This is a genomic window from Kineococcus radiotolerans SRS30216 = ATCC BAA-149 (assembly GCF_000017305.1).
Classification (GTDB): Bacteria; Actinomycetota; Actinomycetes; order Actinomycetales; family Kineococcaceae; genus Kineococcus; species Kineococcus radiotolerans.
Genome location: NC_009664.2, coordinates 3,929,354 through 3,942,410, shown reverse-complemented (window position 1 = coordinate 3,942,410; position 13,057 = coordinate 3,929,354). Strand labels below are relative to the sequence as shown.

13 protein-coding genes and 4 tRNA genes are annotated in these 13,057 nt (G+C 75.3%); 5 read left to right on the top strand and 12 right to left on the bottom strand.

Annotated elements, in window-relative coordinates; all coding sequences use genetic code 11:
• Positions 1 to 4: 4 nt before the first annotated feature.
• The 10 genes from pdxS to KRAD_RS18690 form a co-directional block, all read right to left on the bottom strand.
• On the bottom strand, positions 5 to 919 hold the full coding sequence (gene pdxS / locus KRAD_RS18735; protein WP_012087225.1) for a pyridoxal 5'-phosphate synthase lyase subunit PdxS: 915 nt from the start codon (positions 917 to 919) through the stop codon (positions 5 to 7).
• A gap of 49 nt (positions 920 to 968) precedes the next feature.
• Complete coding sequence (locus tag KRAD_RS18730) at positions 969 to 1,502, bottom strand: hypothetical protein (RefSeq protein WP_012087224.1); 534 nt, start codon at positions 1,500 to 1,502, stop codon at positions 969 to 971.
• On the bottom strand, positions 1,499 to 2,614 hold the full coding sequence (locus KRAD_RS18725) for a glycosyltransferase family 4 protein (protein ID WP_012087223.1): 1,116 nt from the start codon (positions 2,612 to 2,614) through the stop codon (positions 1,499 to 1,501). Before KRAD_RS18725 ends, KRAD_RS18730 begins: the two co-directional genes overlap by 4 nt.
• A gap of 4 nt (positions 2,615 to 2,618) precedes the next feature.
• Positions 2,619 to 3,554, bottom strand: coding sequence for a phosphatidylinositol mannoside acyltransferase (locus KRAD_RS18720; protein ID WP_012087222.1), 936 nt, complete (start codon positions 3,552 to 3,554; stop codon positions 2,619 to 2,621).
• Positions 3,551 to 4,171 carry a phosphatidylinositol phosphate synthase gene (pgsA, locus tag KRAD_RS18715; RefSeq protein WP_012087221.1) on the bottom strand — a complete coding sequence of 207 codons (621 nt, stop codon included), beginning with the start codon at positions 4,169 to 4,171 and terminating at the stop codon, positions 3,551 to 3,553. Before pgsA ends, KRAD_RS18720 begins: the two co-directional genes overlap by 4 nt.
• 142 nt (positions 4,172 to 4,313) lie before the next feature.
• On the bottom strand, positions 4,314 to 4,868 hold the full coding sequence (locus tag KRAD_RS18710; protein ID WP_012087220.1) for an HIT family protein: 555 nt from the start codon (positions 4,866 to 4,868) through the stop codon (positions 4,314 to 4,316).
• 1 nt (position 4,869) lies between these two features.
• The gene (gene thrS / locus KRAD_RS18705) at positions 4,870 to 6,840 is read right to left on the bottom strand and encodes a threonine--tRNA ligase (RefSeq protein WP_012087219.1); all 1,971 of its coding nucleotides are present in this window, start codon (positions 6,838 to 6,840) and stop codon (positions 4,870 to 4,872) included.
• 53 nt (positions 6,841 to 6,893) lie between these two features.
• Positions 6,894 to 7,445 carry an MOSC N-terminal beta barrel domain-containing protein gene (locus KRAD_RS18700; protein ID WP_012087218.1) on the bottom strand — a complete coding sequence of 184 codons (552 nt, stop codon included), beginning with the start codon at positions 7,443 to 7,445 and terminating at the stop codon, positions 6,894 to 6,896.
• 17 nt (positions 7,446 to 7,462) lie between these two features.
• Positions 7,463 to 7,534: transfer RNA gene (locus KRAD_RS18695), tRNA-Val, on the bottom strand.
• A gap of 107 nt (positions 7,535 to 7,641) precedes the next feature.
• The gene (locus KRAD_RS18690; protein ID WP_203417605.1) at positions 7,642 to 8,184 is read right to left on the bottom strand and encodes a TIGR02611 family protein; all 543 of its coding nucleotides are present in this window, start codon (positions 8,182 to 8,184) and stop codon (positions 7,642 to 7,644) included.
• Positions 8,185 to 8,441: 257 nt separating this feature from the next.
• On the opposite strand from KRAD_RS18690, the gene KRAD_RS18685 reads away from it, so the two are divergent.
• From KRAD_RS18685 to KRAD_RS18665, 5 genes are all read left to right on the top strand, one after another.
• The gene (locus tag KRAD_RS18685) at positions 8,442 to 8,870 is read left to right on the top strand and encodes an SsgA family sporulation/cell division regulator (RefSeq protein WP_238985768.1); all 429 of its coding nucleotides are present in this window, start codon (positions 8,442 to 8,444) and stop codon (positions 8,868 to 8,870) included.
• Between the two features lie 204 nt (positions 8,871 to 9,074).
• Positions 9,075 to 9,147 (top strand) — tRNA-Gly (locus KRAD_RS18680).
• A 34-nt stretch (positions 9,148 to 9,181) separates the two neighbouring features.
• Positions 9,182 to 9,255 (top strand) — tRNA-Cys (locus KRAD_RS18675).
• 34 nt (positions 9,256 to 9,289) lie between these two features.
• Positions 9,290 to 9,364 (top strand) — tRNA-Val (locus KRAD_RS18670).
• Positions 9,365 to 9,557: 193 nt separating this feature from the next.
• The gene (locus tag KRAD_RS18665) at positions 9,558 to 10,769 is read left to right on the top strand and encodes a glycosyltransferase (protein WP_012087215.1); all 1,212 of its coding nucleotides are present in this window, start codon (positions 9,558 to 9,560) and stop codon (positions 10,767 to 10,769) included.
• Here the strand turns inward: KRAD_RS18665 and KRAD_RS18660 are convergent.
• Both KRAD_RS18660 and KRAD_RS18655 read right to left on the bottom strand, forming a co-directional pair.
• Positions 10,754 to 11,917, bottom strand: a complete 1,164-nt coding sequence (locus KRAD_RS18660; RefSeq protein WP_012087214.1) for an amidohydrolase family protein — start codon at positions 11,915 to 11,917, stop codon at positions 10,754 to 10,756. The two genes, KRAD_RS18665 and KRAD_RS18660, sit on opposite strands and share 16 nt — an antisense overlap.
• Before the next feature lie 37 nt (positions 11,918 to 11,954).
• A complete protein-coding gene (locus KRAD_RS18655; protein ID WP_157873647.1) occupies positions 11,955 to 12,965 on the bottom strand; it encodes a YihY/virulence factor BrkB family protein in 1,011 nt (336 codons plus the stop codon).
• Positions 12,966 to 13,057 lie beyond the last annotated feature (92 nt).

The following is a 13,057-nucleotide window of genomic DNA, read 5'->3' as shown; positions in this document are numbered from 1 at the left end:
CGGCTCACCAGCCGCGCTGGGCCAGGCGGTGCGGTTCGGGGATCTCCTCGACGTTCAGCCCGACCATGGCCTCGCCCAGGCCGCGCGAGACCTTGGCGATGACGTCGGGGTCGTCGTGGAAGGTCGTCGCCTTGACGATGGCCTCGGCGCGCTGGGCGGGGTTGCCGGACTTGAAGATCCCGGAGCCGACGAAGACGCCGTCGGCGCCCATCTGCATCATCATCGCCGCGTCCGCGGGGGTGGCGATGCCGCCCGCGGTGAACAGGACGGTGGGCAGCTTGCCCGTCTCCGCGACCTCGCGCACGAGGTCGTAGGGGGCGGACATCTCCTTGGCCGCGACGTAGAGCTCGTCCTCCTCCATCGAGCGCAGCCGGTTCAGCTCCGCGCGGATGGTGCGCATGTGCATGACCGCGTTGGAGACGTCGCCGGTGCCGGCCTCGCCCTTGGAGCGGATCATCGCCGCGCCCTCGGTGATGCGGCGCAGCGCCTCGCCGAGGTTCGTCGCCCCGCACACGAACGGCACGGTGAAGGCGTGCTTGTCGATGTGGTGGGTGTAGTCGGCGGGGGTGAGGACCTCGGACTCGTCGACGTAGTCCACGCCCAGGGACTGCAGGACGCGGGCCTCGACGAAGTGGCCGATGCGGGCCTTGGCCATGACGGGGATGGACACCGCGGCGATGATCGAGTCGATCATGTCGGGGTCGGACATGCGCGAGACGCCGCCCTGCGCGCGGATGTCGGCGGGCACCCGCTCCAGGGCCATGACGGCCACCGCGCCGGCGTCGGCGGCGATCCGGGCCTGCTCGGCGGTGACGACGTCCATGATGACGCCGCCCTTCAGCATCTCGGCCATGCCGCGCTTGACGCGGGCGGTCCCCACGACGGGGCCGCTGGTCTGCTCAGTGCTGTCGGTGCTCACGTTCGTGGCCTCGTGCTTCGTTCGAGGGGGAGTTCAGGCGGGGCCCATCCTACGAGTCCGCCCCGTCGAGGAAGTCGGCCGTTTCCGGCACCCGGGCCCGTCCGGCCAGCCGGCCCCAGCGCACGACCCGCTTGGCCCGCAGCCGCCGGGTCTGCACGACGGCGTCGTTGTGGAAGCGCCGGGCCAGCTCCACCCGGTGGGCGGCGTCGAGGACGCGCGCCAGCCCCGGCCCGTCGCGTTCGGGCAGCGCGGCGGCCAGCGCCCGGGTCAGGTCGCTCTCCACCCGCCAGCGGTGCGCGTCGTCGGCGTCGTTGGCGTCGCGCAGCGCGGCGGGGGTCCGGGGTGCGTCGAGGCTGGCGGTGGCGGCGTCGGCGAGGACCAGCGCGGAGGCCGGGTCCAGCTCGCCCGAGGTGGCGTACTCCAGCGCGGCCGAGGCGCGCCGGGTCAGCTCGGCGTCCAGCGCGGCCCGGCTGGTCTCGACCCGCCGGTGCAGGCGGTCCACGCGCTGGGCGGTGGCCGAGAGGTACCAGGCCAGGGCGCAGAGCACGAGCAGCCCGGCGAGGGCCCACGCCACGGGGCTCACGCGCGGGCCCGCACGGTCTCGTACACGGCGAGCACCTGCGCGGCGACGACCGACCAGTCGTAGCGGGCGGCCGCGCGCCGGCCGGCCGCCCCCAGGGCCCGGCCCCGGTCGGGGCGGGCGAGCAGGTCGAGGACGGTGTCGGCGGCCGCGCGCGCGTCGCCGACGGGGAACAGCCGCCCGAACTCCCCGTCGCCGAGCACCCGGCGGAAGGCGCCGAGGTCGGCGGCGACGACGGGCACCCCGGCGGCCATGGCCTCGACGAGCACGATGCCGAAGCTCTCCCCCCCGGTGTGCGGGGCCAGGTAGACGTCGGCGCTGGCCAGCAGCGACTCCTTCGCCGGGTCGTCGACGGCGCCGAGGAACTCCACCGCGTCCCGGTCCCCGCCGGCGTCGAGCAGCGCCCGCGCGGCCTCGACGTCGCCGCGGCCGGCGACGAGGAACCGCGCGCCGGGGACGGCGGCGCGCACCAGCGGCACGATCCGGCACAGCAGCGGCAGCCCCTTGCGGGGTTCGTCGAGGCGCCCCACGAAGGCGACGACGGGGCGCTCGGCGGTGCCGGTCCACTCCGGGCGGCGCGGCGCGCGGGCGAAGGCGGCGGTGAAGACGCCGTTGGGGATGACGACGGCGTCGCCGCCGACGTGCTCGACGACGGTGCGCCGGGCGTCCTCGCTGACGGCGATGCGGGCCGAGATCTTCTCCAGGCTCGGGCGCAGCAGCGGGAAGGCGGCCTGCATGGCCCGCGAGCGCAGGTTGGCGGTGTGGAACGTGGCGACCAGCGGTCCGGACCCCGCCCACAGGGCCAGCAGCGAGGTGCTCGGGGAGAGCGGCTCGTGCACGTGCAGGACGTCGAAGTCCCCCTCGGCGATCCAGCGGCGCACCCGTGCGGCGGTCACCGGGCCGAAGGAGAGCCGGGCGACGGAGCCGTTGTAGGGGACGGCGACGACGTTGCCGCCGGGGTCGGCGAAGGGCGGCAGGGTGGACTCGTCGTCGGCGGGGGCGAGGACCCGCACGTGGTGGCCGAGGCCGATGAGGTGCTCGGCGAGGTCGCGGACGTGGAACTGCACCCCGCCGGGGACGTCGAAGGAGTACGGGCAGACGATGCCGATCCGCACCGGCTCAGCTCCGCCCGAGGTCGGCCGGGAACAGCGGCTGCAGGACGTGCCACTCGTCGGGGTGGGCACGCACGGCACCGGCGAGGGCGTCGGCCCCGGCCTGGGTCATGGCGGCGGTGGCGCGCCGGCGGTGCTCGCGCGCGGACTCCCCGGCCTCCCGCTCGGGGACGGGGACCCGGGGGTGGGTGGTGACCACCAGGACCCGGCCGCGGGGGCCGACCTCGTGGTGGACGGTCATGGGGAACAGCGGGGCGCCGGTGAGGAGGGCGAGCGCCGCGGGGCCGGGGGCCATCCGGACGCGTTCGCCGAGGAAGTCGACCTCGACGCCGGTGCTCGCGAGGTCGCGGTCGGCGAGCAGGGGCACCAGGGCCCCCTCGCGCAGGCGGCGCACCAGGGTGGGGAAGGTGGCCGGGTCCCCCAGCGGCAGGACCTCCATCCCGAGGCTGCGGCGGAAGGCGAGGAACTCCTGGTAGACCTCCTCCGGCCGCAGCCGCTCGGCGACGGTGACGACGGGGTGCAGGTCGAAGGCGGACCAGGCCGCGGCGTGGTCCCAGTTGCCGAGGTGGCCGACGAAGGCCACGGCCCCACCGGTGGCCAGCGCCGCCCGCAGCTCCTCCTCGCCCTCCGCGCGGACCGTGCCGACGATGCGCTCGCGGCTCCAGCCGGGCAGCGCGAAGGCGTCGAACCAGTAGCGGGCGTAGCTGCGGAACCCGTCGCGCACGAGGGTGTCGAGCTCGGCGGGGAGGGCGTCGGGCCGGGCGCGGGACAGGTTGCGGCGCAGCTGCTCCACTCGTTCCCCGCCGTGGGCGACGACCCGGTCGGCGACCCGGTCGCACAGCCTCGCGGCGAGGGGTTCGGGAACGGTGCGGGCCAGGCGCCAGCCCAGGCGGAAGGCCGTGGTGACCAGGGCGTCCCGGGCCCGTCCCGCGACCGGGCTCACGCGTCGGCGGCGGGGGCCAGCGCCTGGCGGTGCACCGCGGCCATCCGCTGCACGACGGTCACCAGGCTCGCCGCGGCGAGCAGGCCCAGGACGACCTGGAGGAAGGGCAGCGGGACGCCGAGGCCGACGAGCGCGGCGCCGACGAGGACGGCGACGAGGCGGTCGGAGCGTTCGGCGATGCCGACGTTCGCGGTGTAGCCGAGGCCCTCGGCGCGGGCCTTGGCGTAGGACACGATGCTCCCGAGCACCAGGCAGGCGAGGGCGAGGCCGGCCGTGAGGTCGCTGTCGCCGTCGCGGACGAACCACACGACGAGACCGGCGAAGACGGCGCTGTCGCCGAAGCGGTCCAGGGTGGAGTCCAGGTAGGCGCCCCAGGAGCCCGAGCGGCCCGTGGTGCGGGCCATGATCCCGTCGAGCATGTCGGACAGGACGAACACCGCCACCGCCAGGGAGCCCCAGAACAGCTGTCCCATCGGGTAGAGCACGAGGGCGCTGACGACGACCCCGAGGGTGCCGGTGACCGTCACGACGTCGGGGGTCAGTCCCAGCCGCAGCAGCAACCGCGCCAGGGGGGTGAAGATCCTCGTGACCACCGCACGCGCGTACCTGTTGAGCATCGTCTCGTCGTTCGTCGGGGTCGTGGACGGGTTCAGGGTAGCCGGGGCCGGGCCCGGTCCGGGCGGGCCGCGCCGGGACGGCGGCGGCTGCGACGGTGGGCGGCGCGGGGCGGGGGCCGCGCCGCCGTCGTCGCGACGGGGCTCAGGCCGGGGGCGTGCCCGTCCAGGCCGCCGCCAGCCGGGCCCGGGTGTCCTCCAGGAGCTCGGGCAGCGCCTTCGTGCGCCCGACCACGGGGAGGAAGTTCGCGTCGCCCTCCCACCGGGGGACGACGTGCTGGTGCAGGTGGGCGGCGATGCCGGCCCCGGCGACGGCGCCCTGGTTCATGCCGAGGTTGAAGCCCGCGGGGCGGGAGGCGGCCTGCAGGGTCAGCACGGCGGCCCGGGTGAAGGCGGTGAACTCGGCCAGCTCGGCCGGGTCGAGGTCGACGTAGGCCGACACGTGCCGGTAGGGGCAGACCATGAGGTGACCGGGGTTGTAGGGGAACAGGTTGAGCACCGCGAAGACGTGCTCCCCGCGGTGCACGACGAGACCCTCGGGGTCGGACAGGCCCGGCGCGCGGCAGAAGGGGCAGCTGGCCGGGCCGTGGTCGGCCGGCTTCTCCCCGCCCTGGACGTAGGCCAGCCGGTGCGGGGTCCACAGCCGGCCGAACCCGTCGGGTTCCCCCGCGAAGGACTCGGCCGGCTCGAGGTCGGGCACCTCAGACCTGCACCCGGTCGCGGACGGCCGCGGCGATGCGCGCCACGGCGTCGTCGACCGGTACGCCGTTCTCCTGGCTGCCGTCGCGGAAGCGGAACGACACCGCCCCGTTCTCGACGTCCTCGGCCCCGGCGATGAGCAGGAACGGGATCTTCTGCTTGGTCCAGGTGCGGATCTTCTTGGGCATCCGGTCGTCGGTGTCGTCGACCTCGACCCGCACGCCCGCCGCGCGCAGCGCCGCGGCCACGTCCTGCAGGTGCGGCACGTGGGCGTCGGCGACGGGGATGCCCACGACCTGGACGGGGGCGAGCCACGGGGGGAAGGCGCCGGCGTAGTGCTCCACCAGGACCCCGAAGAACCGTTCCAGCGACCCGAACTTGGCGGAGTGGATCATCACCGGCCGCTGCTTGGTGCCGTCGGCGGCGGTGTACTCCAGCTCGAAGCGGGCCGGCTGGTTGAAGTCGTACTGGATGGTCGACATCTGCCAGGTGCGGCCGATGGCGTCCTTGGCCTGGACGGAGATCTTGGGCCCGTAGAACGCCGCCCCGCCCGGGTCGGCGACCAGGTCGAGGCCGGTCTCGCGGGCCGCGGTCTCCAGGACCTCCGTGGCCCTGGCCCACTCCTCGTCGGAGCCGATGAACTTCTCGGAGTCCCCGCGGGTGGACAGCTCCAGGTAGTAGTCGTCGAGGCCGAAGTCCTTGAGCAGCCCGAGGACGAAGTCCAGCAGGTGCTTGATCTCCCCCGGCGCCTGCTCCTGCGTCACGTAGCTGTGCGAGTCGTCCTGGGTGAGCCCGCGGACGCGGGTGAGCCCGTGCACGACACCGGACTTCTCGTAGCGGTAGACCGAGCCGAACTCGAAGAACCGCAGCGGCAGCTCGCGGTAGGACCGCCCGCGCGAGCGGAAGATCAGGTTGTGCATGGGGCAGTTCATGGCCTTGAGGTAGTACTTCGAGTTCTCCAGCTCCATGCCGGGGAACATCGTGTCCTCGTAGTAGGGCAGGTGGCCGGAGGTCTCGAACAGGCCGCCCTTGGAGATGTGCGGGGTCCCGACGTAGGAGAACCCCTCCTCGATGTGGCGGCGGCGGACGTAGTCCTCCATCTCCCGCTTCACCACCCCGCCCTTGGGGTGGAAGACGACGAGGCCGGAGCCGATCTCGTCGGGGAAGGAGAACAGGTCCAGCTCGGCGCCGAGGCGGCGGTGGTCGCGGCGCTCGGCCTCGGCGACGCGCTCCTGGTAGGCCTTCAGCTCGTCCTTGCTGGGCCACGCGGTCCCGTAGATGCGCTGCAGCTGGGGGTTCTTCTCGCTGCCGCGCCAGTAGGCCGCGGCCGAGCGCAGCAGGCTGAACCCGATGCCGACGAGGCGGGTGGTCGGCAGGTGCGGGCCGCGGCACAGGTCGCGGAAGGCCACGGCGTCGTCGCGCTTGAGGTTGTCGTAGATCGTCAGCCCGCCCTCGCCGACCTCGGCGGAGGCCCCCTCGGCGGCGTCCCCGGCGCTGGACTTCAGCCCGATGAGCTCCAGCTTGTACGGCTCGTCGGCCATCTCGGCCCGGGCCTCGTCGTCGGAGACCTCGCGGCGCACGAAGCGCTGACCCTCCTTGACGATGCGCTGCATCGTCTTCTCGACGACCTTGAGGTCCTCGGGGGTGAAGGGGCGCTCGACGTCGAAGTCGAAGTAGAAGCCGTCGCGGATCGGCGGCCCGATGCCCAGCCGGGCCTCGGGGAAGTGCTGCTTGACGGCCTGGGCCATGACGTGGGCGGCGGAGTGCCGCAGCACCGCGAGACCGTCCTCGGAGGAGATCGGCACGCCCTCGACCTCGTCGCCCTCGGCGAGGACGTGGGAGAGGTCGCGCAGCTCGCCGTTGACCCGGGCGACGACGACGTCGCGGTCCTCGGCGAACAGCTCCCCCGCGGTCGTGCCGGAGGCCACCTGCTGGGTCGCCCCGGATCGGGTGATGCTCAACTGGGCCGACACGGGGTGCCTCCGGTGGTGTGGTGCGACGGGTCGCGGGGACGGACCCGCCGACTCTAGCCGGGTGATCCCACCCGGACCTCGTCCCCCACCCGCAGCGCTCCGGGGGAGACCACCGCGGCGAACAGGCCGGCGCAGTGCCGCGGCCGCTCCCCCAGCCGCAGCACGACCGCCCCGATCGAGCACAGCGCCCCGACCATCGCGTCCGGGGCGGGTTCGTCGGGGCCGAGGTCGACGACGAGGTTGGCCCGCGAGGAGTCCCCCGCCCCCGGGGCCAGGCGCTGACCGGTGCTGACCAGGTGCACGGGGGCGACCTGGCGGGCTCCCCCGTCGACGGCGGCCAGGTGGGCGCCGGGGACGCCGAGGAAGTCGGGCAGGGGGGAGCCGTCGGGCGTCGCGACGAGGGTGGAGCCGGGGCCGGTGAGGCGGAGCTCGCGCAGGCGCGGGTGCTGCTTGACGCGCAGGACGGCGCCCTCGCCGTCGACGACGGCGCTGAGGCGGTCCCCCACCAGCCCGTCGGGGCCGACGTCGGCGGTGGGCGGGGTGGACCCGGGCAGGGACTTCACCGGGAAGAGCTGGATCTGGCGCAGGACGCCGACGACGGTCATGTCCTGATGGTGCGGGGTGGGCGATACTGGGTTCGAACCAGTGACCCCTTCGGTGTGAACGAAGTGCTCTACCACTGAGCTAATCGCCCCGGTCGTCGCGCTGAGCGCGTCCGGCCCGAGAACCATACCGTGGTTCCGCCGGTGCTCGTGACCGGGCCCGGCGGCTCCGCCGGGTCGCGGCCCGGCGGCGGGGACGTCACAGCCCCGGGACCCACTGCAGCTGCGCCGTGACGACCTCGGGCGTCCAGGCCGGCAGCCCCTGCCAGGCCAGGTAGCCCCAGACCAGGCCCGCGACGGCGGTCGCGGTGCCCGCCCCGAGCCCGGCCCGGAGCGCCAGCGAGCGCGCGGCGATCCACTGCGCCCACCGGTGCACCTGCCGCTCCCCGAAGCGCTTGAGCCGCTGCGCGGTGGCGAACTCCGTCCCCAGCACGGCCAGCCCGAGGAAGACGATCAGCCAGCCCGGCCCCGGCAGCGGGACCAGGAGGAGCCCCAGGAGCACCACGAACGTCCCCACCGCCCCCACGACGGCGCGGTAGACGCGGTTCTTGCGGGCGTCGGCGCGGAGGCGCTCCCGGCGGGCGCGCAGCGCGGCCCGCGCGCGCCGGATCCGGTGCTGGTGGGGGCTCAGGGCGGTGTCCACCCCGGTCACCACGGGCTCGGGGGCCGGGCGCGGTCCGGCCGGGGACCCCGGGTCCGCGCGACCCTCACCGTCGTGCTGCTGCTCGTGCACCGTCTGCACCGTCACCCCTCCGTCCGCGGCCTACGCGCACTCCAACGCCCGAGGGGGCCCGGAAGCTCCCGGGCTCGCGTGGAGGTTTCGCGACGACCCGCCGGGGCCGGCGGCCGCCCCAGGCGGCCGTGAACGGGCGGGGAACCGTTCGCGGCGCGCCGGCGTCCGACTTGCACCGTTCGGGTGTTTCAAGAGCGGTGTTGGTGGGAAACTCATGGACACGGTCGCTGGAGCCCGTCAGCGGCCATGAGCACACGGAGGTCGACGTGCCTGCACTGCCGCACCGCAAGACCGAGGTCGACGTCGACGTGTCCTTGCGGCTCCGGACCACCAGCGGTCCGGGACTCCCCGTCCCCGCCAGCCTCCACTACGGAGCTGACGACCCGTACGCCATCCACGCGGTCTTCCGCGGCGGCGACACGGACGTGGAGTGGGTCTTCGCCCGGGACCTGTTGAGGGAGGGGCTGTCCGCACCCGCCGGCGCCGGCGACGTGCAGGTGCAGCCCTGCTCCGACTCCCCCGACGGCCGTCCCCGGGTCCTGCTGCGCCTGTCGTCCCCGGACGGCAACGCGGAGCTCGAAGCGGACGAGTCCGACGTGCGGCGCTTCCTGCGTCGCGCCGACGCCCTCGTCCCCCCCGGCCGCGAGACCCGCCACCTGGACCTCGACGAGCTCATCGCCCGTCTCGTCTCCTGAGGGCGGACCTCGACACCACCTGCGGACGGACCCGTCCCGGCACCGGCGCCGGGGCGGGTCCGTCCGCGTCGTGCACCCCGCGGCGTGCCGCCGATCGGGTGGGCACGGGCGCGGGCGGGGGGGATTTGGCCGAGACGCCCCACGTCGGCTACTGTTTTCAACGCCACGGGGAACCGGCCGGGAACGGCAGGAGAACCACGGCATGCGGACGTAGCGCAGTTGGTAGCGCATCACCTTGCCAAGGTGAGGGTCGCGAGTTCGAGTCTCGTCGTCCGCTCGGAAGTTCGGCTCACGAGGCCGCGAGCCTCTACGGTGGAGTGGCCGAGAGGTTAGGCAGCGGCCTGCAAAGCCGTCCACACGGGTTCGAATCCCGTCTCCACCTCCACTCGCAGCCGGGTAGCTCCCGGCGGCGGGAACGAGGGCGATTGGCGCAGCGGTAGCGCGCTTCCCTGACACGGAAGAGGTCACTGGTTCGATCCCAGTATCGCCCACCACCCGAAGCGGGCCAGGTCCACCAGGACCTGGCCCGCTTCGTCGTCCCGCGGGGCCACCCCGTGACGCGCCGTCGCCGGGGTGTCACCGCTCGGGAGCGGGGCTCCGCCGTCCGGGGCGACCTGACCCCCACGGAGCCGCCGGAGCGGTCGAAACCCCCCCTCGGCGCCCCACCGGTCGACCTATCGTGGCGGCATGCCCGTCCCCGCTCCGCTCCCGACCCCTCCGCTGCGCGTCCTGTTCGTCGAAGGCCACCTCCGCGAGAACGGGGGGCTGCGCGTCGTGCTCGACCTCGCGCGCCGCTTCGTCGCCGACGGGGTCGAGACGACCGTGTTCGCCCTGGAGGACGTGACCGGCGCGGCCACCGCCCGCCCCGACCCCGGCGTCCGGCTGGTCTTCGGCGCCCGGGCCGGCTCCCCCGCCCCGCGCCGGCTGCCGCGGGAGCTGGTCCGCCTGGTCCGCGAGGCCCGTCGCCACGACCTCGTCGTGTCCGGGTCCGAGATCGGCCACGGCGTGCTGGCCGGGTGGCTGGCCGCCCGGGTGACGGGACGCCCCTTCGTGGTGCTCGCCCAGGGCGACCTCGACCAGGCCATCGAGGCCTGGGTCCCGCCGCACCTGCGCCGGGCCACGCGCTTCGCCGACGCCCACGCCGACGCGACGGTCTGCGTCTCCCCCGGCCTCGTGCCCGGCATCGTGGCCAACGGCCAGTCGCCCGAGCGGACCCACGTCGTCGTCAACGGCGTCGACGTCGAGGCGCTGCGGGCGCGGGCCGCCCGCCGCCCGGCGGGCCGGGGCGCGGCGCCCCAGGTCGTCGCCCTGGGCCGGCTGACCCCGCACAAGGGCTTCGACCTGCTGCTGAGGGCCTCGGCCGCCGTGCGCGCGCGCGGCCTGGACCACGCGCTGACCATCGCCGGCGAGGGGGACGGACGCGCCGCCCTGGAGGCGCTGGCCTCGGAGCTGGGGGCCGACCACGTCAGCTTCCCCGGCTTCACCGCGCACCCGGAGTCCGTGCTGGCCGGGGCCGACCTCTTCGTCTCCAGCTCCCGGACGGAAGCGATGCCGCTGACCCTGCTGGAGGCGCTGTCGCTGGCGGTGCCGGTCGTGGCCACCGACTGCTCGGTGGGCAGCCGCATGCTGCTGGACGACGGCGAGCTGGGGCGGCTGGTGGAGCCGGAGTCGGTCGAGGCGCTCACCGAGGCCCTCGCGGCGCACCTCACCGACCCGCGGCCGCTGCGGGAGGCCGCCGCCCGCGGCCCGGAGTTCGCCCGCCGGTTCGACCCCCAGCGGCTGGCCCGCGAGCACCTGGCCATCCTGTTCCGCACCGCCGGGGTGCCGCTGCCGCGGCGGCTCGCCGGCGCGGTGCCCGGGCCCGGGCGCGCCCGGGCGCTGGACTACAGCGCCGCCTGATCCCGCTCCGGCGCTCGCGGCGGCCCCGCGAGCGCCGGGACCACGCGGCGGGCGTTGTCGGCGTACACGGCCCGCAGCAGCTCGGGCGGGAGGTCGAGGCCCGAGACCGTCCAGCGCCCCTGGTCGGGCACCGGGCCGTAGTCGAAGGCCTCGTCGGCGGTCTCGAGCACCCGGAACCACCGGGCGACGGCGTCGGGGTCGAAGGGGAAGCTGTCGCTGCCCCAGAGCACGCGGTCGGGGTGGCGGGCGATGAACGCGGCGGCGGCGCGGGGCTGACGGCCGAGCTCGGCCAGCCGGGCCCCGGTGTCGACGACGAGGTTGGGGTGGCGGTCGAGGGCGTCGCCGACCCACTGGAGGTTCTCGGCCCAGCCCGCGACGTGGGCGCCGATGAACGTCGTCCCCGGGTGCGCCCCCACGAGGGCGTCGAAGGCGTCCTGCAGCTGGGCGTGGGTGGGCACCCCCCGCCCGTGCCAGCTCCAGTCCGGGTGCACGGTGAGCTCCTCGAGCCGCTCGTTGAAGCGGTCGACGGGCCGGAAGAACGCCGGCGGGTCGCCGATGTGGACCAGGACGGGCAGCCCCGCCTCGCCGGCGGCGTCGAACACGTCGCCCAGGCGCGGGTCGTCGGGGCGCACGAGCGCCCCGCGCTCGTCGCGCACCAGCAGCCCGAGGTCCTTCCACACCTTCAGCCCCGCCGCGCCGGCGCGGGCGGCGGCCTCGACCTGGCGCACGAGGGTCGCGGTGCCGGCGGGCCCCTCCGCCACGCGGTGCCACTCGACGTGGGCGAAGGTCGCGAAGCGCCCCGGGTGGGCCCGGTCGTAGCGGTCGAGGTTGGCCTCGAGGTCCCCGACGCGGCCGTCGAGGTTGACGATCGCGGCGATGTTCAGCTCGTCCATGCGCGCCAGCAGCGCGGGGACGTCGGGGGCCAGCCAGGCGTGCCCCCCGGTGAGCCAGCGGCCGAGGTGGTTGTGGACGTCCACGGCGGGGACCGCGGCCCGGGGCACCTCCGTGGCGGGCAGCACGAGCTCGCTGCGGGGGCGGTAGCCGGCGAGGCGGTGGGTCTGCAGCCGCGCGCGGGCCGCGACGTCCCGGGCGCGGCGGGTGCCGGCGGAGAGGAGCCGGCGGGCGGGGTGCTGGGCGGGCTGGTCCACGGGCCCAGTCTTCCCCACGGGAGGCGGACCGGGCGGGTCAGGGCACCCAGCGGCGGCGCTCGGCCGCCTGGACCCGGGCGGCCTCGCGGGCCGCGGCCCGGCCCGGGTCCGGCCACACCCGGTCCACGGCCGAGTTCAGCGCCGCCCCGATCAGGACGGCGATGGCGAGGAAGTAGAACCAGACGAGGACGACGATGGGGGCCGCGAGCGGACCGTAGATCGACGTCGAGGGGCCCGCCACGGACAGCGACAGCGACCAGCGCAGCACCGCGGAGACCACGAACCACCCCAGCAGCGCCAGCAGCGCGCCCGGCACGTCGCGCCACCAGCGCGAGCGGACGGGGGTGGCGAGGTGGTACAGCGTGGTCACGCAGGACACCGAGAGCACCAGCACCACCGGCCAGTACAGCTGCGAGAGCACCCGCAGGTGCTCCGGCAGCCACTCCTGCAGCAGCCGCGGGCCCACCAGGACGAGCGGGACGACGACGACGCCGACGAGCAGGGCCACGAGGTAGGTCGACAGGGACAGCAGGCGGGTCCGCACGATCCCGCGGTGCCCTCCGAGGCCGTACATGATCGCGATCGTGTCCACGTGGACGTTCAGCGCGCGCGAGCCGGACCAGACGCTGACCAGGAAGGCCAGCAGGGTGAGGTCGGCGCGGCCCGCGGTGGTCACCGAGTCGAAGGTGGGCAGGATGACGTCGGAGATGGCCCGGGAGGTGAAGACGGCCTCGGTGATCCGGGCCAGCTGCCCGCGCGCCGCGGCGACGTCCTCGGCCCCCAGCCAGCGGCCGAGGTAGCCCAGGCTCGCCACGACCCCGAAGACGAGCGGCGGCAGCGAGAGCAGGGCGAAGAAGCCCCCCTCCGCGGCCAGGCCCGTCACCCGGAAGCGCACGCAGGCCCCGACGGTCCCCGCGACGAGGGCGCGCACGTCGCGCCACACCCGCGCCGGCGCCGGGAGGACCAGGGCGGGCTGCTCGTGCATCGTCTCCTCGGGGTCGCCGCCCGGCCGTCCGCCACCGCGGGGACGCGGCGGGTCCCCGGGCACCGGGACACGGTAGCCGGGCGGCGCCCACCGCCCGGGGAGGCGCTCCGGGAGGTGACCGGGGCGGCGACCCGACATGATGTGCCGGTCACACC

Excerpts from the sequence above, each read along its gene's own strand:
- pgsA (WP_012087221.1), bottom strand. The coding sequence starts at position 4,171 with ATGCTCAACAGGTACGCGCGTGCGGTGGTCACGAGGATCTTCACCCCC.
- KRAD_RS18700 (WP_012087218.1), bottom strand. The coding sequence starts at position 7,445 with ATGACCGTCGTCGGCGTCCTGCGCCAGATCCAGCTCTTCCCGGTGAAG.
- KRAD_RS18665 (WP_012087215.1), top strand. The coding sequence starts at position 9,558 with ATGCCCGTCCCCGCTCCGCTCCCGACCCCTCCGCTGCGCGTCCTGTTC.